This window comes from Patescibacteria group bacterium, from assembly GCA_041649475.1.
Taxonomy (GTDB): domain Bacteria; phylum Patescibacteriota; class Patescibacteriia; order Magasanikbacterales; family GWA2-37-8; genus JBAZNA01.
The window spans coordinates 760695-781376 of sequence record JBAZNA010000001.1 but is presented as its reverse complement, the minus strand read 5'-3'; the positions used below and the strand labels follow the sequence as shown (position 1 = coordinate 781376).

Annotated in this window: 21 protein-coding genes; 20 read left to right on the top strand and 1 reads right to left on the bottom strand. The window is 42.5% G+C overall.

The genetic code is table 11. The annotated features are described in order from the left end of the window. The first annotated feature begins 2 nt into the window (after positions 1-2). From WC526_03945 to WC526_03850, 20 genes are all read left to right on the top strand, one after another. Positions 3-617 carry an SIS domain-containing protein gene (locus WC526_03945; protein ID MFA5062271.1) on the top strand — a complete coding sequence of 205 codons (615 nt, stop codon included), beginning with the start codon at positions 3-5 and terminating at the stop codon, positions 615-617. A 77-nt stretch (positions 618-694) separates the two neighbouring features. After that, entirely contained in the window at positions 695-1621 is a 927-nt protein-coding gene (locus WC526_03940) for an NAD-dependent epimerase/dehydratase family protein (GenBank protein ID MFA5062270.1), read from the top strand. 12 nt (positions 1622-1633) lie between these two features. Beyond that, entirely contained in the window at positions 1634-2203 is a 570-nt protein-coding gene (locus WC526_03935; protein MFA5062269.1) for an HAD family hydrolase, read from the top strand. Further along, a complete protein-coding gene (locus WC526_03930; protein MFA5062268.1) occupies positions 2191-2919 on the top strand; it encodes a nucleotidyltransferase family protein in 729 nt (242 codons plus the stop codon). Before WC526_03935 ends, WC526_03930 begins: the two co-directional genes overlap by 13 nt. 45 nt (positions 2920-2964) lie before the next feature. Continuing rightward, the gene (locus tag WC526_03925; protein ID MFA5062267.1) at positions 2965-3705 is read left to right on the top strand and encodes a transaldolase family protein; all 741 of its coding nucleotides are present in this window, start codon (positions 2965-2967) and stop codon (positions 3703-3705) included. Further along, positions 3702-4550 (top strand): glycosyltransferase, encoded by an 849-nt coding sequence (locus WC526_03920; GenBank protein ID MFA5062266.1) that lies wholly within the window; start codon positions 3702-3704, stop codon positions 4548-4550. The genes WC526_03925 and WC526_03920 overlap by 4 nt, the downstream gene beginning before the upstream one ends. 10 nt (positions 4551-4560) lie before the next feature. After that, positions 4561-5505, top strand: a complete 945-nt coding sequence (gene argF / locus WC526_03915) for an ornithine carbamoyltransferase (GenBank protein ID MFA5062265.1) — start codon at positions 4561-4563, stop codon at positions 5503-5505. A gap of 11 nt (positions 5506-5516) precedes the next feature. Beyond that, positions 5517-5750, top strand: a complete 234-nt coding sequence (locus WC526_03910; GenBank protein ID MFA5062264.1) for a hypothetical protein — start codon at positions 5517-5519, stop codon at positions 5748-5750. A gap of 1 nt (position 5751) precedes the next feature. Continuing rightward, positions 5752-7539, top strand: a complete 1788-nt coding sequence (locus tag WC526_03905) for a carbamoyltransferase (protein ID MFA5062263.1) — start codon at positions 5752-5754, stop codon at positions 7537-7539. A gap of 53 nt (positions 7540-7592) precedes the next feature. Continuing rightward, positions 7593-8774: an SGNH/GDSL hydrolase family protein gene (locus WC526_03900; protein MFA5062262.1), complete on the top strand. Its 1182-nt coding sequence runs from the start codon at positions 7593-7595 to the stop codon at positions 8772-8774. A 35-nt stretch (positions 8775-8809) separates the two neighbouring features. Further along, positions 8810-8962, top strand: a complete 153-nt coding sequence (locus WC526_03895) for a DUF5989 family protein (protein ID MFA5062261.1) — start codon at positions 8810-8812, stop codon at positions 8960-8962. A gap of 6 nt (positions 8963-8968) precedes the next feature. Continuing rightward, the gene (locus WC526_03890; GenBank protein ID MFA5062260.1) at positions 8969-9658 is read left to right on the top strand and encodes a glycosyltransferase family 2 protein; all 690 of its coding nucleotides are present in this window, start codon (positions 8969-8971) and stop codon (positions 9656-9658) included. A 14-nt stretch (positions 9659-9672) separates the two neighbouring features. Then, positions 9673-10872, top strand: a complete 1200-nt coding sequence (locus tag WC526_03885; GenBank protein MFA5062259.1) for a phospholipid carrier-dependent glycosyltransferase — start codon at positions 9673-9675, stop codon at positions 10870-10872. Positions 10873-10874: 2 nt separating this feature from the next. Beyond that, entirely contained in the window at positions 10875-11981 is a 1107-nt protein-coding gene (locus WC526_03880; GenBank protein MFA5062258.1) for an NAD-dependent epimerase/dehydratase family protein, read from the top strand. 27 nt (positions 11982-12008) lie between these two features. Continuing rightward, positions 12009-13175: a glycosyltransferase family 4 protein gene (locus tag WC526_03875; protein ID MFA5062257.1), complete on the top strand. Its 1167-nt coding sequence runs from the start codon at positions 12009-12011 to the stop codon at positions 13173-13175. Between the two features lie 26 nt (positions 13176-13201). Further along, positions 13202-14083, top strand: coding sequence for an FkbM family methyltransferase (locus tag WC526_03870; protein MFA5062256.1), 882 nt, complete (start codon positions 13202-13204; stop codon positions 14081-14083). 13 nt (positions 14084-14096) lie between these two features. Then, positions 14097-16298, top strand: a complete 2202-nt coding sequence (locus WC526_03865) for a glycosyltransferase (GenBank protein MFA5062255.1) — start codon at positions 14097-14099, stop codon at positions 16296-16298. Continuing rightward, the gene (locus WC526_03860; protein ID MFA5062254.1) at positions 16295-17149 is read left to right on the top strand and encodes a class I SAM-dependent methyltransferase; all 855 of its coding nucleotides are present in this window, start codon (positions 16295-16297) and stop codon (positions 17147-17149) included. Before WC526_03865 ends, WC526_03860 begins: the two co-directional genes overlap by 4 nt. A 39-nt stretch (positions 17150-17188) precedes the next feature. Further along, positions 17189-18511, top strand: coding sequence for a nucleotide sugar dehydrogenase (locus WC526_03855; protein MFA5062253.1), 1323 nt, complete (start codon positions 17189-17191; stop codon positions 18509-18511). Beyond that, positions 18489-19508: an NAD(P)-dependent oxidoreductase gene (locus WC526_03850; GenBank protein MFA5062252.1), complete on the top strand. Its 1020-nt coding sequence runs from the start codon at positions 18489-18491 to the stop codon at positions 19506-19508. The genes WC526_03855 and WC526_03850 overlap by 23 nt, the downstream gene beginning before the upstream one ends. Here WC526_03850 and WC526_03845 read toward each other — a convergent pair. Then, complete coding sequence (locus WC526_03845) at positions 19492-20667, bottom strand: glycosyltransferase family 1 protein (GenBank protein ID MFA5062251.1); 1176 nt, start codon at positions 20665-20667, stop codon at positions 19492-19494. The genes WC526_03850 and WC526_03845 overlap by 17 nt on opposite strands. Between the last annotated feature and the right edge of the window lie 15 nt (positions 20668-20682).

The following is a 20682-nucleotide window of genomic DNA, read 5'->3' as shown; positions in this document are numbered from 1 at the left end:
TTATGAAAGATTACATCTCTAAATATATTTCCGAAACTGATTACGCCCTCAAGGCCTTGCCCTCGGAAGAAATTGCCAAGGCCATCAATATAGTGCAATCGGTTTATGAACGGGATGGACGCATATATATTTTTGGCAACGGGGGATCCCTGGCCTTGGCTACTCACTGGGTGAGTGATTTTAATAAAACTGTTTTCAGTCATAATTTGGATTTACATTCCAAAAGGTTTCAAGCCATACGTTTACCCACCACCGAAGAAGAGATGTCGGCTTGGGCCAATGACGTTGGCTTTGATACGGTCTTCTCCGGTCCCTTGCAAAACTATTTAAGGGAGGGTGATTGCATTATAGCTATCAGCAGTTCAGGAAATTCAGCTAATATTATCAAAGCGGTTGAATTGGCCAAGAGCCGCCATGTGCCGGTAATCGGGTTATCGGGTTTTGATGGCGGCAAACTCAATGAATTGGCAGACGCAAAGATTATGGTCCGGACCGAAAAAGGAAAATACGGAGTCGTAGAAGGCGCGCATGGGGTTATTCTTCATTTGATGACAACTTATTTTCAGGATTATTTTGATCATTTGGTGAGCCGGAAACAGCAATCTTCTAAGGTTTAGACTCGATTTTTAAACTTGCGTTGTGTGGGTGCTATAGTATATAATATCTGCACCTTTTTATATAATTTTATACAAATATGGCTAAAGTTCTCATCACAGGCATTGCCGGTTTTATAGGAAGCAACTTAGCAGTTCGTTTGCTTGAGGAGGGATATGAGGTAATCGGTATAGACAACCTTTCCGCCGGGGTTGTAACCCAGGTTCCGGAAGGTGTTGATTTTCATAAATTGGATATAAGGTCAAAAGACATTTATCCGTTATTTAAAGACGTTGAATACGTGTTTCATCTGGCTGCTAAAAGTAGTGTCAGCGAGTGCCAACAGGATCCGGTAGACGCCAGTGATAATAACAGCACCGGCACTGTCAATGTATTTGAAGCTAGTGCCAGGGCGGGAATCAAAAAAATCATTTATGCCGAAACCTCGGCTCTGTATGAGGGTTCAGAAATTTACCCAACTCCGGAATCCGACGTGCACCCGCACAGCTTTTACGCGCTTAGCAAGATGACCACCAATATTTATGCCCAGGGCTTCCAGAAGTTTCGCAATTTAAAGACCGTGGCCGTACGTTATTTTAATGTCTACGGCCCCAGACAGGATTATAGGAGAACGATTCCGCCGGTTATGTCCGCCCTCATAATCAAACTTCTACGCGGCGAGAACCCAATTATTTATGGAGATGGTGAAAAGAGGCGCGACTTTGTTTATGTTGACGATGTCAATGACGTACACCTGCTCTTGATGAAAGATGACCGAGCCAACAACGAAGTTTTTAATATCGGTTGTGGCGTGAATTACTCCATTAATGAAATTTATAAAATGATCAGGGATATAACCGGGGTAAATCTAGATCCGATCTATAAAGATAATCTGGAGGGCGAGGCCCAGGTAAATTTAGGTGACTGTTCCAAGCTCAAGAGTTTGGGCTGGAATCCGAAAACCACGATTGAAGAAGGCCTTAAAATCCAGATTGATTACATTAAAAAGAATGTTATCAATGCGTAAGGCGGTACTTTTATGGAAAAAAGAGACCATAAAGCGGTATTTTTAGATCGGGACGGAACGATTATCAGACAGGTTGACTTAATGCATAAAGTTAAAGACCTGCGCCTTCTTCCTGGTACGGCGCGGGCAATTAGCAAACTGAACAAACTAGGATTTTTCGTAATTGTAGTGACTAATCAGCCGGTGATTGCGCGCGGTATCATCGGACCAAAAGAAGTTGACGAAATCCATGGCGTGCTAATCAGGCGTTTGCACGGCAAAGGAGCGCGTATTGACGGGATATATTATTGTCCACACCACCCGGAAGCGAATTTGCCAGAGTATCGTTTGCGCTGCCGTTGCCGTAAGCCGGAACCGGGGATGATCCTTAAAGGATTAAAGGATTTAAAAATAAACCCGAAGAAGAGTTTTATGATCGGTGACGCGCTTATAGATGTAGTTTCGGGCAAAAAAGCCGGCCTCAAAACGATTTTGGTGAAAACTGGCCCGGGTCACGCGCGTTTGGATCAGAAATACCAACATGTGAAGCCGGATTTTACCGTAAAAAATTTGGTGGAAGCCGTTAAAATATGTCAAAAATAAAACAAGCCGTTATTCTGTGTGCTGGTTTGGGGACTCGCATGAGGCCGCTCACTGATACTATGCCCAAAGCAATGATTCCTTTTTCCGGCAAGCCGCTTTTGGAATGGAATATTGAACAGTTTAAAAAACATGGCGTGACCGAATTTTTTATCAACCTTTTTTATCTTCCTGATGTGGTCCGGAATTATTTTGGCGACGGAGCCAAATGGGGAGTAAAAATAAATTATTTTATAGAAAAGGAACCCTTGGGAACCGCCGGTGGGGTAAAAGATTTTGAGAAACAGCTGGATGACACTTTTTTTGTCATTTACGGAGACATGTTCAGTTTGATGGATTACTCCAAAATGGAAGCGGAGTTTGCCAAACACCCGGATATTATCGGTATGCAGAAAATGCAGAAAACCGAGAACTACCAGGACGCGGATGTGGCTGAAGTCGGTCCTGATGGCTGTTACAAAGCGATTCATCCCAAACCCCACACAGAAAAATACATGAATGCTTATCGGATGAAGGGCGTGTTTATATTAAGAAAAGAAATTTTAAAATTTGTTCCGGCTAATACTTACTATGAACTCGGGAAAAATTTGATGCCGGATGTTGTTAACCGTGGTTTGAAATTTTACAGCTATGAATGCGGTGAATATACGAAATGCATGGACGATTTGGAGAAATACAAAGAAGTGGAAGAGTATGTGCGTGAAAATGGATTAATCTAGAGCTTTTTATGACAATCAATTTAATTATTAAGGATGATTTAACTTATGAAGGTGTTTATTGACAGCGCGGACGTCAAGGAGATTGAAAAGTATATTAGTTGGGGGCTCTGTGACGGAGTTACTACTAATCCGAGTATTTGTTTAAAGGCGGGAGTTACGGGAGGAGAAGAAGGTATAAAAGCTCGAGCAGTTGAAATAGCCGGATTAATCGCGCCGCTTTCGTTAAGCGTGGAAGTGACTACTGATAATCCCAATGAAATTTTAAATCAGGCCAGAAAATATAATACCTGGGCGGATAATATTACGGTAAAAATAACAGTTACTGATCAAAACGGCGTCTCTCTTTTGCCGGTTATTTATCAGCTTGTCAGCGAGGGCGTATCGGTCAATGTGACCGCGATGATGACTTTTAATCAGGCCATTATGGCCACTAAAGCCATAAATGCCGGTTTGGCCAAAGCAGCAGTTAAAAAAACTCATTATATCAGCATTTTTGGCGGCCGGATTTCCGAGGAGCATGGGGTGGAACAAGCCCAAAAGGTATTAAAAGAAGTGAGGCAGTGGCTGGATTTTCATAATTATAAAAACATTGAAATTATCGTCGGTGCGGTTCGTACTCCGGAGAATGTGGAATTATGGGCTAAGAGCGGCGCTCATATTCTCACCATTCCGCCGGATGTTATCGCCAAGTCGCTTTTGTCCGCTCGTACCAAAGAGACCGTGGTTAACTTTTTAAATGACGCGCAAAAAGCAATACAACAGTTTAATATCCCAGCTTCAATATGAGCAAACCAGTAACAATCTCCGCGTGTTTAGTGATTTATAACGAAGAAAAAATTATTGAAAGGTGTCTCAGCAGCATTAAGGGTCTGGCTGATGAAATTATAATAATTCACGACGGCCCCTGCACCGACCGGACTTTGGAAATTGCTAAACAATATACTGACAAAATTTTCGTGCGCGAGCATCAGTGCGTGGTTGAAGGACATCTGGCCTTTGCCTTTGCCCAGGCCACCTGCGAATGGTTGTTGCGTTTTGATGCCGATGAATATTTTGATGTTGCCGATCACGGCAAAATCCGCGCGCTCTTAGGGTCCGACGATAACGTCAACGGATATATCTTTGACTGGGAATTTTGGGACGGTAAACGGGCCATCGCCTTTGCCGGCATACAGAAGCCGCTTTTTTTCCGGAGAAAGAATTATCGTTATGTCGGCGTGGTTCAAGAGGTGGGTGAGGTGGATGGAGGACTTAAAAAAGCTAATTTGATTTTACATCATCGGCCAAATTATAATAATATCTCTTGGAAGGAGACCATGAGAAAAGCCAATTATTGGATCCCAGCTTTGGCCAAAGGATTTTTCCCAGAGCTTTTTACTTACGAATGCTATAATACTACTCCGGACAAATGGATAAAACACGCTATGAAAATCAGAAAACACCCGCTGTATTATATAATAACTTATCCCCCAAAAACTACTTTAGCCCAGCTCAAAAATGGCTTGTGGAAGCACGGCGTAAACGGGTGGAGTCTGGCACTGCAGAATTTTGTCTGTTATTTTTCTCTTTACTACCAAATATGGCAGATAGACAGGAGCTTAAAGAAAAAAGCAGCTGGTGGGGCGGCGTAGATAGAATTTTATGCGTCATTTGATTTCTTTAAAAGATTTTACCAAGGAAGAAATTTGGGAAATTTTGGATTTGGCGGCCAAACTCAAAAAAGACCGAACCGAAAATAATTTTCCAAAATATTTTGAGAACAAAACTTTGATAATGCTGTTTCAGAAATCATCAACCCGCACGCGTCTGTCTTTTGAAGCCGGCACAACCGAGCTGGGCGGGCACGCGATTTATCTGGATTCGCGCACTTCACAGTTTTCTTTAACCGATTTTAAAGACGAGATCAGGGCGGTAATGAGATTTGGGCAAATGTTGATGTTTCGGGCCTTGAAAGCCGTGGATGTGCAAACCGCCGCTTCATTTAATCAGATTCCGGTAATAGACGCTTGCAGTGAAAAATATCATCCTTGCCAGGCCTTGGGCGATATATTAACGATGATGGAGCACGCCGGCGGATTGGATAAAATCAAAAAAATCGTCTGGCTCGGTATTGAAAATAATGTTTCCAATACTTTGAAACTGGCGTGCGCGCAGTTGGGGATAGAGGTGTGCCTGGCTGCTCCGGAGGTTAACGCGTCCAGTGTGGATGGCGAACTTAACGCGATGGCCGAGGCGACCGGAAAAGTTTCTAAAAATTTAAATTTGGCCGAGGCCATGGCCGGAGCCGATTTTGTCCATACTGATACTTGGATGGATATGGAATTTTTTAAAGACGGTAAAGTTCTGCCGGAATTCCAGGCGGAATATGATCGCCGTCTGCGTGTGCTCAAGCCGTATCAGCTCAATGCCGAAATAATTGACAAATACGCGCCGCAGGCCAGAATTATGCATTGTATGCCCTGCCACATCGGCTATGAAATCAGCCGTGATGCTATAGACCATAAAAACTCAATAATTTTTGACCAAGCCGAAAATAGAATGCATATTCAAAAGGCCATTATGTTGTGGCTGCTTAAAAAAGTATAATTTTAACGATTATGAAAAATTTTTTTAAAACACTGTATAAGTATTGGATGAAATTTAGCCATGTTTTGGGGACGATTAGCGGTTTTATTATTTTGACGGTTTTTTATTTTATAATCATCGGTTTATACGCTTTGCCTTTTGGCCTTGTCCGGTTACTCAAAGGCCATAAAAATCAGCCATTATCGTATTGGAAAATCAAAGAAAACCGACCGGCCGATCTGGAGAATTTAAAATTCCAATTTTAGTATGAATGAATTTAACATAAACGAGCAGGATATTTACATTCTGGGGCTTTCGTTTGACTATCATGATTCAGCCGCGGCTTTGATCAAAAATGGGGTAGTAATCGCGGCGGCCCACGAAGAGCGTTTTACGCGCGTAAAACATGATTCTGATTTGCCGAAGAACGCGGTGGACTATTGTCTTAAGGCCGGGGGCGTAGAAGTCAATCGTCTCGATTACGTGGTTTTTTATGAGAAGCCGCTTTTAAAATTTGAACGCCTGCTCAAAACCTACATCAACACCTGGCCGCGAGGGTTTATTTCCTTTCTCAAAGCAATAATGGTGTTTGTCAAAAGTAAACTTTGGGTCGAAAGCCGGATCAGAAAAGCCCTGGGCGGGTACAAGGGCGAAATTTTGTTTACCGAGCATCACTACGCGCACGCGGCCAGCGCCTATTATTGTTCTGATTTTGAGGACGCGGTGGTGGTTACGATGGATGGAGTGGGTGAGTATGATACCACCACCATCGGCTATGGCCAAGGCAATAAACTGACACTGACAGAAACTATTGAGTTCCCGGATTCTTTAGGCCTTCTTTATTCGGCTTTGACCTACTATTTAGGTTTTAAAGTTAATAGCGCCGAATATAAAGTAATGGGCTTGGCTCCATACGGAGATCCGGAAAAATATTACGATAAATTTAAAGAATTGGTTGCAGTTAAAGACGACGGCAGTTTTAAATTGAACATGAAGTATTTTTCCTATGAAGCTGGTTTACGCATGACCAATAAGAATTTTGACCAGCTTTTCGGCGGTCCGGCTGTAAAATTCGGCACGGCCCCGACCCAGCGCGAAAAAGATATTGCCGCGGCTTTGCAGAAGATCACCAATGAAATCGTTTTAAAAATTGTTGACCATGCCCGGCAAGTGCACCCGTCAAAAAATTTGTGCATGGCCGGCGGGGTGGCTTTAAACTGCGTGGCCAATGGCAAAATCTTGGAGAAGGGCTGGTTTGAGAATTTATACATCCAGCCGGCTTCAGGCGACGCCGGTGGCGCGGTCGGCAGTGCTCTGTATGTTTATTACCAGGTTTTGAGTCACCAGTTCCCGCCGTCGAACCAGAAGGTAATGGTCAACGCTTACTTGGGTCCGGAATACAGTAATGAAGAAATTAAAAATTTCCTTGATAACGAAAAAATTAAGTATCAATATTTAAATGACAGCGAGCTGATTGATAAGATTTCTGATTTAATTACCGGCAGTAATGTCATCGGGCTTTTTGGTGGGCGCATGGAATACGGCCCGCGCGCTTTGGGCAATCGCTCAATCATCGCTGACGCCCGCAACAAGGAAAATTGGCAGAAGGTGAATTTGAAAATCAAATTCAGGGAGAGTTTCCGGCCGTTCGCGCCGACCGTGCTTGAGGATAAAAACAGCGAATGTTTTGACATAAAATACCCGACGCCCTATATGCTTTTGGTCGCACAGGTAAAGAGAACGGACATCCCGGCCATCACTCATGTTGATAATTCGGCCCGCATCCAGTCGGTCAGCAGAGCGCAGAATCCGCGTTATTACGATATAATTAACGCCTTTTACCAAAAAACCGGTTGTCCGGTTATTATCAATACCTCCTTTAATGTCCGCGGCGAGCCCATAGTGATGTCGCCCAAAGACGCGTTGAGCACGTTTTTAAACACCTTCATGGACTATCTGGTTCTGGGTAATTATCTGATTTCCAAGAAAGACAACCAGCATCTGGTGGATGAGGAAAAAATGAGAACTTATTTGGGCAAATTTAAACTTGATTAATTGACAGAAAGCGTTTTTAAGTGCTACAATATAGGCATATTTTTACTTAATTTATGAGCGAAACTAAAAAAAGGTGGCTAACTTTGATTATTTCGGTTTTACTGACCTTGGTCGCGATTGAATGTATTCTCCACCTCTTTGAAACTCAAACTTATGTCTCAATTTGGAGAATAAACAAAGACGGCATGGCGGTTTTGAAACCAAATTTAGACAGGAACTTGTTTGATAATGAAGAATTAAAATATTTCCATGTTAAATCTAATAGTTTAGGATTTTTAGGTGATGATTTTAGCGAAGAAAAGGCCAGCGGCACCTTGCGAATCGTGGTTTTGGGAGATTCGTATGTTGAGGCGACCGGGGTCGATTACAATAGAACTTTTGTATATCAATTAAGCAAAAAATTTCAAGATTTACTTTTTACAAATCCCAGTTCAACATACAATAAAGTTGAAGTATTAAACTTCGGTATTGGCGGTACGGGAACAGTGGACCAGATGAAATATTATGAAAAGTACGCCCAAAAATATCATCCCGATGTCGTGGTTTTAGCTTTTTATCTTCAAAATGACGCTACTGATAATAGTTATAGCTACAAATACAAGGATGCGATGTTGGCTTCAAAAGAATCATGGAACACTTTTCCTCAATACGCCTCAACACAGATAAATAACTTTGTATCAGTTAAGGATAGGATATACAGAATGTCAGCCATTATCAGGTTTTTTGATCGGATAGTAAGGGGCAGTCCGGTATTGTATGATTTTGCCGTTAAATTCGGTTTATATCGTCCGCCGGCTAAGGGTGAAAATGGACTGGTTATTCCTTATGATGATTATTATTACATTACTCCGTTGGATGAGCAGCGTTCGAAGTATTTACAATTTAGTATTGATCTTCTGGATAATTTAAAAAAACAGCTGGACAAAGATGGCGTTAAGTTCGCGCTCATGTTTATTCCGCAAGGCATGACGGTTGATAAAAATGTATTAAATTCATACCTCGATCAGTATCCCGGATTAAAAAATGTTGATTTTAATCCAAAGGCATTTGAAGACAGATTAATTGCCGGATTAGATCCTTCGATAAAAATGATAAATTTACGGGAAACAATGGAGAAAGAAGTATCTGACGGCAAGGAGATGTATAAAAATGGGTGGGGGCACTTTTCACAAGGTGGACACGATGTGGTATCCGATGTATTAGCGAAATTTATTTTTGATTCTTTTTATAAATAAGCTTTTAAACGCCCTTCGGGCTAGTAAATAATTTTATGATCAACATGTTAAAGCAGCTCTGGAATTTTTTAAAAATCAGAAAGGCCTGGTGGCTGGCGCCAATTTTAATTATTTTGATTTTGTTTGGTGTTCTTTTGGTTTTTGCCCAGACCTCGCCGCTCGCGCCCTTTATTTACACGATATTTTAAAGGCCTGTGAAGCTTTCAGTAATCGTTCCGGTTTATAACGAAAAAAGTACCATCACCGAGATTTTAACAAAATTGAGTGATTTGGATTTGGCCGGCGTTGAAAAAGAAATAATTATTGTTGATGATTGCTCCGTGGACGGGACGCGCGAATTTCTTAAGAGTTCAAATGGCTGGGGCAGAGTGCTTTTTCATGACCAGAACCAGGGAAAGGGGGCGGCGATTCGAAGCGGATTAAAAGAAGCCACCGGCGATTATGTTGTGATCCAAGATGCTGATTTGGAGTATGATCCAAGTGATTTTAAACCGATGATGGAAAAAATGATCAGCGAGGGGTTGTTGGTTCTTTATGGTTCAAGACGCCTAAAAGAAGAAAATACACAATATTCAGGACTGTTGTATTATTTTGGTGGATGGTTGCTCACGATTTTAGCCAACCTATTATACGGACAAAAATTAACCGACGAGCCGACTTGTTATAAAATGTTTAAAACCGATTTTCTAAAAAATTTAGATTTGCATTGCCGCCGTTTTGAGTTCTGCCCCGAAGTGACCGCGCTTACGGCCCTGCGCGGAATAAAAATCTCGGAAGTGCCTATTTCCTACCGGCCCCGGCATAAGGCAGAAGGCAAGAAAATTTGTTGGCGTGATGAGTTAGTCGCAATTTGGACATTATTAAAATATAGAATAAAAATATAAAATAATTTTTTATTATGTTAGAAAAAATTGAGAAACATAAAATACTTATTTGGCTCTTTTTGTTGGCTTCTCTGAACTTGGCCCTATTCGCCGCGTTGTATGGTTTTCACCCAAACAACGACACTTACAGTTTTATTGAATTCATCAGATTTTTTCGAGGTGAACACATGTCGTTTTTCTTTTTCGTCCCGGCCCGGTATCTTAATCCCTTTTATGCGGTAATGGGCGCGACCATTTTCAGATTTTTGACCGCGGAACAGGGTTTAATCATGACCAATATCATTTTTTATTACGGCCTCGTGTTTTTAACTTATGGTCTGATCAGACGGGTATTTAAAAGTAATTTCATCGGCTTCACTTCTGCCCTGATTGTGATAAGTGGATACGCCATGGTACGTTACGGTTTGACCCAGGTTCAGGATATTGGCGGTTATTTCTGGTTTTTACTCACCATATACGCCGGCTGGAGATGGTGGGAAAATACTAAAAATAAGAATTGGCTTTTTTTAGGCGGCATCGCGGTGGCTTTTGGGGTACTGACAAAGGAAAGCGGTTGCATGGGCGCGCTGTTTGTCGGTATTTTATTTCTGCTTGATAAAGTTTCCTGGAAAGAAAGAGCGTTTAATTTTATCAGATTTTCTGTTTTTCCGCTGGCGACAATCATTGTTAACTCGTTTCGGGGGAGCGCCATTCATTACAGCTCCCTGCAATGGTTTACATTCAACTGGCAAACATACACGACGGACAATTACACCCTGTTCAAATGGTTTGGCGTCCATGCCAGCACCTATAACATTTTGTGGCTGTTTATTATAGTTGGTTTATACTTTCTGATTAAAAATTGGCGGACGCTTGATAGAAACATAAAAATTTATCTATTGGCGGTTATACCTTCAAGCATGTCTTATTACCTGTGGTCGCTGTTTGTCGCCCGGACAGTATTTATTTCCGCCTGGTTTTTTGTCCCTATTGCCTGCTATGGCATTTATAGGGTATATATGAAAGGCCGCTGGTACAGACATATTGCCGTGGGCATGGTCGTTTTGGCTATGATTACGCCATACATCATCCAAAGCACCCTGCGTTACGCGACCCTTTTCACCATTATGGACCTGTGTAAAAATAACATTTCGTGCACCTGGGATTACTTCTGGAAGAATAGAACAAATTTTAGCACTACCGGCGATGTTCTCTACTTTAAATACAAATTATAACTATGGAACGAAAAGATTTTTGGCATGGCAAACGAGTTCTTGTTACCGGAGGGGATGGTTTTTTAGCATCAAATTTAGTAAAACAGCTTTTGAATTGCGGCGCTTGTGTAACTATTACCGTGCGCCACACCCGTCCGTTTAACATGCTTAATTTAATCGGCGCAGATAGCGCCCCCGATGTTGAATATTGTGACCTCCTTGATTATTATGCTTTGCGCAGGATTTGCGACCGCCATCAGATAGACACCATGTTTCACTTGGCCGCTTCGGCTATTGTGAGCGACGCCAGCAATGCGCCGATGTCAACCATTGAAAACAATGTGGCCGGCACTTTAAATATTTTAGAAGTTGCCAGGGTTAATAAAATTCCCCGGGTGGTCATCGCTTCCACGGATAAGTCGTATGGGGATCATGCGAACGATAATTTGGAAAGCTTGCCTTATAGAGAAAATTACGCCCTGCGCGGGCTGGATGTTTATAGCGCGTCCAAGGTTTGCGTGGACATGCTTAGCCAGACATATTCTTATCAGTTTAAGTTACCGGTTGTTATTTTGCGGCCTTGTAATATGTATGGCCCGGGCGATCTGAATTTTTCCCGTTTGATACCGCGGACCATAATGTGTTTGCTTTCAGACCTGCCTCCTCATATTAACACTGGTAATGCCGACGTTTTGAGAGAATACCTTTATATTGAAGATGTTGTCACCGGGTATCTTTTAGCGGCCGAAAAGATAAAATCTATTTATGGAGAAAATAACAGTTTAATGCCCAAATCAGGCAAGGAAACTTATGGCTGGGCGGCGTATAATCTGGGTTCTTACTCGCAAGCGGAATTGGCGGATGTATCCAAATGCGACAAGATCCGCAGTGTTACCATGGTGATTGATATGTTGCGTAAAAAAATAAAAGACATTGAACCGATTATGCAAGAAAAAGCGCCGAATTTTATTGAGATCCCCAATCAATATTTGGATTCCAGTAAGATCAGGGCTCTTGGTTTTAAACCGGAAATTACTTTTGCCGAGGGTTTGGATCGCACCTTGGCCTGGTATAAGGAAAATTTCAGCCGTTTAGAGGGTCTGGCCCAGCATTATATCGTAACCAATTAAACGCCTTGCGGCTAGTAATTAAAAATTATGAGCGAAAATAAAATAAGGATTGCGCAAATCCGCGGGGATGGTTTGGGTGATCGTGAAACAAAAGCCTGGGAGTATTTCCCCAAGGATTTTGAACAAACCGTTTTTTTTGCAAAAAAGAATGTTTATCACCAGTCATCCTTGCCCTTTCCATCAATTACATTGCCGGCCAGCAGTGATAATTTTTTATTTAAGAATTTTTATAAATACTTTTTTGGACAGTACAAAAGAATGTTCGGGTTGGAGAAGCATCTGCAAAATTTTGATATTGCGCACGTCGGTGAGATCTATAATTACTATACTTATCAGGCCGTGGCGGCAAAAAAATTGAACAAGAAACTAAAGGTAGTGGCTATTGTCTGGGAGAACAGCTTCGGCAGATTTGAATATAATTATTGGCCCGGTTTTAAAATGCCGCCTCTTTATTGGCGAAGAAAATTGAGACAGATAATCTCCGCCAATGCTCAAGGGGTCGATAAGTTTTTACCGACTACGAGAGATGCGGCCGAGCTGCTTTTGGATTTTGGCGTGCCGGAGAAAAATATAGAAATTGTCGTGCCCGGAGTTATTCCCGCACCCGCTGAAGATAAGCCACTGCCTCCGCAATTGGCCGGGAAAGAAATTTATCTGATGGTCAGCCGGCTGGTTAAAGAAAAAGGTGTTTATGATGTTCTGTACGCCTGGAGAATGTACTTGAACAAAACCAGCAATCCCGAAAAGAAAATTTTTGTAAGCATCAGCACCGGGCCGGAAAAAGAAAACATGTTGAGAATTATCAAAGAGTGGGGCATGGAAGACAAGTTTTTATTTATTGATCAGGTTCCATACAGTGAAATTTTGGGTTACTACAAAGCGGCCAAGTGCCTGGTCTTAAACAGCATCCCCAATCCGATCTGGCAGGAACAATTTGGGTATGTGTTGGCCGAATCCATCAGTGCCGGCACGCCGGTAATTTCAACTTATTGTGGCGCCATACCAGAAACCGTGGGCCGGGCCGGAATTTTGGTGACCCCGGCCAATCCAGTCGCACTTCGCGACGCCCTGTTCAGTTTGGATGATCCAATAATTTATAAAAATTTAAAAAACGCTTGTGAGACCGAAATGAAAAAATTTGCGATTGAAGAGTATGCCCGCAAGATGGCCGGGATTTATCGATCCCTTGTTTAAAATTTTATGAAGTTATCCGTAATCATGTGAAAAAGCTATTACTTTCCATTTATAAGTTTTTTGTCAATCTTATCCCTGCGGAGAAAAGAAACAGTATTAAATCAGTATTTTTTATCAGACCTATTTATTATTTCATAATTTCTTGTCTAAGAACAAATTTTGCCATAGTGCAAGGTCATAAAATGTTTTTGGATTCTTTGGATAGCTTGTGCCTTTCGGTCAATGAAGTTTATGAACCTTGTATATTAGAAATTGTAAATAGAGAAGTTAGGAAAAACGACGTGGTTTTGGACATCGGAGCCAACATCGGATACTTTACCTTGATCTTCGCCAGACTTGTGGGGGAGGGAGGAAAAGTTTTTGCCTTCGAGCCGGATCCGATTAATTTTGAGTTACTTAAAAAAAATATTGAAATAAATGGGTATAAGAATGTTGTTTTGGTTCAGAAGGCCGTTTCGGAAAAGTCGGAGACGGCTAAACTCTATGTATCGGAAATTAATAAGGGCGATCACAGAATATATGATTCCGGGCCGGACGATGTCCGTAAGGTCGTTGAGATTGAAACCGTGCGGTTGGATGATTATTTTCAAGATTATGCGGGGAAAATTAATTTTGTTAAAATTGATACGCAGGGAGCGGAAGGTGCGGTAATTTCAGGATTTCTCTCCACCTTACAGAAGGATCAATGTAAAAATACTAAGATAATTACTGAATTTTGGCCGAAGGGCGAATGGATATTTCACACTGATTCCAAACAGACGCTGGCGTCATTTTTAGATCTCGGTTTTAAATTATATGACATAGACGAGCCGGCCAAAGAGACAAGATTATGCCCCATCGAACATTTTCTGAATAAATATACGGTAGAATTAGATAACGGCACGAATATATTTTGTGTAAGGGAGTAGCCAAGAAAGCAGTATGGTCAAAGTTTCAATAATAATTCCAACTTACAATGAGGCCAAAAATCTGCCACCACTAGTGGAAGAAATTTTTAGTCACATTGACCGGGCGCGAGTTGATTTGGAAATAATTTTTGTTGATGATAATTCTCCAGACGGGACCGGGCAGGTGGCGGAAGAACTCGCTCAAAAATATCCGGTTAAAGTGGTGCATCGGTCGGGTAAATTGGGTTTGGGCAGCGCGGTGAGAGAAGGATTTAGCCATAGCGACCGGCCGCTTTTGGGGGTGATGGATGCGGATTTGAGCCATGACCCGGCGGAGATCGGCAAAATGATAGATTTGTTAAATGATTATGATCTTGTTCTGGCAAGCCGATTTCAAAAGGGGAGCGTGGTAGAACAGTGGAAGTGGTGGCGAAAGATAATTTCCCGAATTGGAGTTGGTATCACTTATATTTTGACCGGAGTCAAGGACCCGCTTAGTGGCTTCTTCTTTTTGCGCCGGGGAGTGATTGAAGGAGTTGAACTTGATACAAAGGGTTATAAAATTTTACTGGAGATTTTGGTCAAAGGAAATCAAAAAAAAGTAAAGGAAGTTCCTTTTCGTTTCCGCATCAGAAAGTTTTCCACCTCGAAATTGGATTCCAGCGAATATGGATTGTTTTTAAAACAGATCCTCATTTACAGCTGGTATAAAATCAAAAAAAATTGGTTGTTCTGGCTGATAGTGATTTTCGCGGCCGGATTATTATTTTTCCGCGTCAGCTATCGGACTTTTTGGATGGATGAAACCATGGTTTTAAATTATTTTAAAGATTCGCTGGGAGGATTTTTGTCTGATTATTGGGTGAAGCCCGACAATCATCCGCCCCTGTATTATTTTTTGGTTTTATTGTTTAGTAAAATATTACCCTGGAGCGAACTGACCGTGCGTTTGGTTTCAATTTTATCGGGATTGGGAATTGTGGCGCTGGTTTACGTTTTTACCAAGCGCGTGACGCAAAATAAAAATCTTGCTTTGGTCACCGCGTTTTTTACCGCCTTTTCATCTTACTTCGTATTAATCTCCCAGATGGCGCGTTATCACGGTCTGGCCGCATTTTTTTCTTTATTATGTTTTTATTTTTTTTACCGGCTTTATTTTGAAGGGTATGACCGGCGGACTTTGATTTGGTATTTGATTACTTTGGTTTTAGTTGGGTATAGCGATTATCCGCATTTTGTTTATGTCGCTTTGATTACCAATGTTTTGTTCCTGTATCGCCTAATTCGTAAAAAATCCATCACTTCATTTTGGCGATGGGTTATTGGCCAGTTGATTGCGGCCGCGGCTTGTTTACCCTTGGTCTGGATGATTTATCAACGCGTTGCAGTTCAGGGCGATGGCGGATGGGACAAAGTGAACTTATTAGCCAATTCCTGGCTAAGCCTAACAGCCGGAGTATTTTTTCATATTTACAGTTTCTTTTTCGGTGAAAATATTTTGCCATGGAATTTTGTCATTTTTGGATTGGGATGTGTTGTCTTGGGGGCTATAATTTACGGATTAATCTACGGCGTGAGTAAAAAAAATATCGGCAAACCGCAGATGTTTATAATCCTGCTCTCGGTGGCTTTGGTAATTATCAATACTTTATTCATGAACAAAGCCGACCCGCGCTACAACTTTATCGTTTATCCGAAGTTCGGGTTCGTGGCCTTTCCGCTTTTTATAATGTCGTTTGTTTTTTGTCTAAATAGTTTGCGTTCGCGTGGAGCCAAGCTGTTGTTTTATGCACTGTGGGTGGTAGTGGCCGCCATGGGGCTGATAAATTTTTATCAGGCGAAAAATTATTTAAACGCCAGTTATTTCCGGACGTTTGCGGTATTTGATTTTGTGCGCGATCATTCTCGCAAAGGCCAATACTTGGCGACCGGTCCGGATGCCAGCGAAGGTTTATATAATTTTTATAAACAAAAATATTTCAGCGATTTATTGCCTGTGCAATTTGAAAAAGTTGAATCCCAACCAAAAGGAGTGCAGATTTGGTATTTTACGACCGCTTCTGACGCTACCGGTGAAGCCATGGGCACTGATACCAAAATTCCACCCGGGTACAAAATTCTGGAGAGATATGACAGTGTGCCTCTTGATCCGACCTTGGCGAAATTACGGGAAAAAATTCTTCATTATCCCAGCTATATTTATAAGTATACCGTTTTTTTGTTGGAGAAAATATGAATTGCGTGAATTGCGAAACACAAATGGAGCCGTATTTTATCAAGAGAAATTTTGAAATTGTCCGTTGTCCGCGGTGTAATCTTATGGCTGTGGTAAATGCCGGCGAAGATTTAAGTAAGTGTTACACCGAGGGTTACTTTAAGGGGGATACAACCTTGGACGGATACATGGATTATGATCTGGATAAGGAAGTAAGCAGAAAAACTTATATTAATATTCTTGATATATTAAGTGATCATCTTCAGAAACAAAACGATATTTCTTTATTTGAAGTCGGTTGCGCGACCGGATTTTTTATGGACCTGGCCAGAGGCAGGGGCTGGCAGACCGAGGGCATGGACATTTCCGATTACGCCGCGGCTAAGGCCGTAGAAAAGGGGTTGTCCGTGACTGCCGGATCATTTGAAAATTTTTTGCCGGCAAAAAAGTATCACGCCGTGGTTATGCAGGATTTGATTGAACACGTTAAAGATCCGGTCGGGGTAATCAAAAAGGCGGGAGAGATGCTTGAGCAAAACGGGCTTCTGACCTTGACTACGCCTGATGCCGGCAGTTTGTGGGCACGAGTTATGGGAAAACGCTGGCATGCCTTTGTTCCGCCTCAGCATTTGTTTTATTTCTCCGCTACAAATATTTCAAAAATGCTGGAGAAAAGCGGTTTTAAAATTATTTATGCGTCCCATCACGGTAAGTGGTTTACCGTCCCTTATATTTTAAGATTACTGTACAGCTGGACAGGCGCGGGTATGTTTTCAAGATTTGCGAGTTGGACCGCTAAAAGTTTTGTCAAAGGTTGTGCTATACCGATTAATGTCGGGGATACCTTATTTTTGGTGGCTAGAAAGATGTAATTGACAGATTTATAAGGAAGAGTGTAAGATAAAGGGTCTATGACAGAATCAACTAAAGCGCCAAAAAATATTTGTGTAGTGGGTCTGGGTTACGTGGGTCTTACTTTATCCGTTGTCTTGGCGGAAAAAGGGTTCCGTGTTTATGGCAGTACCAATGACGAAGGTCTCGCGGAAAGACTTAGAAACGGCATGCCCCACTTTCACGAACGGGGTCTTGACGTGCTTCTAAAAAAGTTTGTCAACAAAAATCTGTTTATCTCGGCGGCCATACCAGAAGACGTGCCGATGGATGTCTTTATCATTTCAGTAGGGACGCCCCTTGATAAGATTACCAAAAAACCTATCATTAACCATATTGAAAGCGCCGTAACGGATGTCGCCAAGCGTCTGCGGCCGGGGAATCTCGTGGTCTTGCGCAGCACGGTTCCGGTCGGGCTTACCAGAAGCTACGTGTTGCCGATTTTGCAGAAATATCAACCAGAGCGATTTTATTTGGCCTTCGCGCCTGAGCGCACCATTGAAGGAAAAGCGCTTTCGGAGTTAAAATTTTTACCACAAGTAATCGGAGCCCTGGACGAGGATAGCTTAAACTTAGCTTCGGAAATTTTTATTCAAGTTACTAAAACCATTATCCGGGTTTCGTCTCTGGAAACGGCGGAGATGATTAAAATTTTGGATAATTCCTTCCGGGATCTGACCTTCGCTTTCGCGAATGAGATGGGAATGGTTGCCCGAAAGCTCGGACTCAATGCTGTAGAACTTATTGAAGCAGCCAATTTTGGGTACTCCAGAACAAACGTTCCAGTTCCAGGATTTGTAGGAGGGGCTTGTTTGGAAAAGGATCCACATATTCTTGTTGATTTCGCAACGGCAGCCGGTTACACGCCTCGTTTAGTTTCTATGGCACGGGAGGTCAATGAATCTCTGCCTGCGTTTACGGCGGGTCTCATGAAATCTCATTTAGCTGCTCACAGCAAGGATATAACGCGCGCAAAAATTTTCATTTCCGGTCTCGCCTTCAAGGGTAGACCGGAAACCGACGATTTGAGGGGCTCTCCGACAGTGGATTTTCTAAATTGTATCAAGGAAGCCGGCGCACAAAACATATTCGGTCATGATTTTGTAGTTAAACGGGAAGCGATTGCCGGTTTGGGAATCACACCCTGCACTCTGGAGGAAGGGTTACGCGGCGCCGACTGTGTCCTCTTCATGAATAATCACGAGGGGTATGACAGTTTTGATTACGAAAGATTTCTTCCATATTTAAATCCCAACGCATTCTTTTTTGATGGTTGGCATTTGTTCAGTCCGGAAATTGTTAAATCTTATAACATCGCGTATGAAGGACTTGGGGCCAGGTAAAAAAATTATCGTCACCGGAGGGAGCGGCTATGTTGGCAGCCGTGTTGTCATTGAGCTTGAGAAACGAGGGTATCCGGTGGTAGTGGTAGATAAGGTCCATCCAAAGGAGCGAGGTCTCACTTTTAATGAAAACGTTTTAATCCGGCAGGGCGATCTTCGGGATCAAAATTTCGCGAAGGAAGCGCTTTCTGACGCACATACAATTATGCATCTGGCGGCGAATATCGGGTCGCTGACTTATATGCACGAACACCAGGCGGAGATTTTACAGGAAAACGCGGCTATTGACGCGGCGGTCTATCCGGCTGTAATTAGCGCTGGTAAACCCTGTATAATTTATTCAAGCAGTTCCATGGTGTTTCAAAGATCAACCGTGTTTCCGTATCGCGAGGAGGATTTGTCGCGAGTTTATCTTCCGACCAACGTTTATGGCATGTCAAAGTTGGTGGGAGAATATTTTTGCAATGCCTATTTCACGCAGCACAAGATGCCGTTTGTAATCTTGCGCTACCACAACATATATGGACCCGGAGAGGACGCTAAAGGATCAACTCCGGGCGATATCCATGTTCTCCCTGCGCTTATTGAAAAAGTCCTGTCAGGGCAATATCCGCTTGAACTTTTGGGAGGCGAGGAGGCCACCAGGCCATTTACATACGTGGATGACGCCGTCTCTGCCACGGTAGCGATTATGGAAAAAGCGGTTTCTCGTGATCCGGTCGTGATGAACACTGATTTTAACGTGGGCCCGAGCGAAGCCACCAAAATTGTTGACGCGGCCAAGTTGGTCTGGGAGCTTTTAGGAGACGGAAGGCCGTTCCAATACAGAGTTATAGAAACAGAGGCGGTGACAGCGGAGCGCCGCGAAATGATCGCGGAAAAACTGGAGCGCGCTATCGGCTGGCGTCCCAACGTATCTCTTCAGGAGGGAATTCTAAAAACTGCCGAATGGATTCGGCGCCGGCGTGCGGGAGAGCCCACTACACTGTTGGGCTAGTACCCCCCGAACCGCCGGAAAGAGTTTTTGCAATACTTGACCAGAGGTCTTGAGTTGAGGCATCCCAGGTAAATTTTTTGCATTGCTCGATGCCGTTTTGTATGAGTGAATGTCGCAGAGCTTCATCTTTATAAATTTTGAGCATGGCCTCACTGATTTCTTCAACGCTAAAAGGGTCAACGCATAAGGCCGCGTTGCCGGCAACTTCGGGTAAAGAAGTGACAGTTGAGGTAATAATAGGAATTTGTGCCCTCATCGCTTCAATGAGAGGCATGCCGAAACCTTCAAAGTAAGAAACAAAGGTCAGGCAAAAGGCAGATGCGAGCAGTTTTGGCATCGCTTCGTCGGAAACCCGCCCGGTGAAGATTACATCATCTTTATAACGCATTTTTTGGAGCGTTTTATCAATTTCTTCTTTGCCCCAGAAAAAAGATCCGGCCAGAACCAGCTTCATATCACTACCGCTTTTTTCTTTAAATTGATCAAATGCCAGCATTAGCCGGACAATATTTTTTCGGTGATGAAGAGAACCCACAAAAATAAAGTATTTTTTTCCTTGAGTATGTGTGGCACGAACCGCGGTTTGCTCTTCTTCCGTCAGTGGTATAAAGGTGTTATCTACACCAACGCACATCACATCTACTTTATCAGGGTTTATATGGTAACTATCCACAATGTCTTTTTTACAGAAGTTAGATAGCGTTGCTACTCTGGTTGCTTGGGACGCGTAGCGTGGAAAAAAATAATTAAAAAAAGTGCGGTAAGCGAATGGAAGATCCTTAGGGTAATGAAAAAAATTAATATCGCAGATAACCGACAGTTGTTTGTAGTGGGCTCCGAGCGTGATTATGCCATCATGTGATAAAAATAAATCCGGCTTAATTTTTTTTAAGATACGCAGTATCGCTATCTGGAACCAGATAACAGATAAAAGCGGATGCCGGGTCGGTGGCCATACAACATAGGGGGTTACATTCGGGCCGAATATAAATTCCTTATCGTAAGGCCGGTCAAACAAAAAAATAAAGTTCACTTCAGGGTGTTCTTTGACCATGCGTTTGAGTGTGTGGTAGGCGATCCAGCCGATACCATCAAGCCGGTTTTTGAGAAGCATGCGGGCATTTACCGCGATAGTGATGCCTCTTTTCAAATACTCCATATTGTTGTACAATTA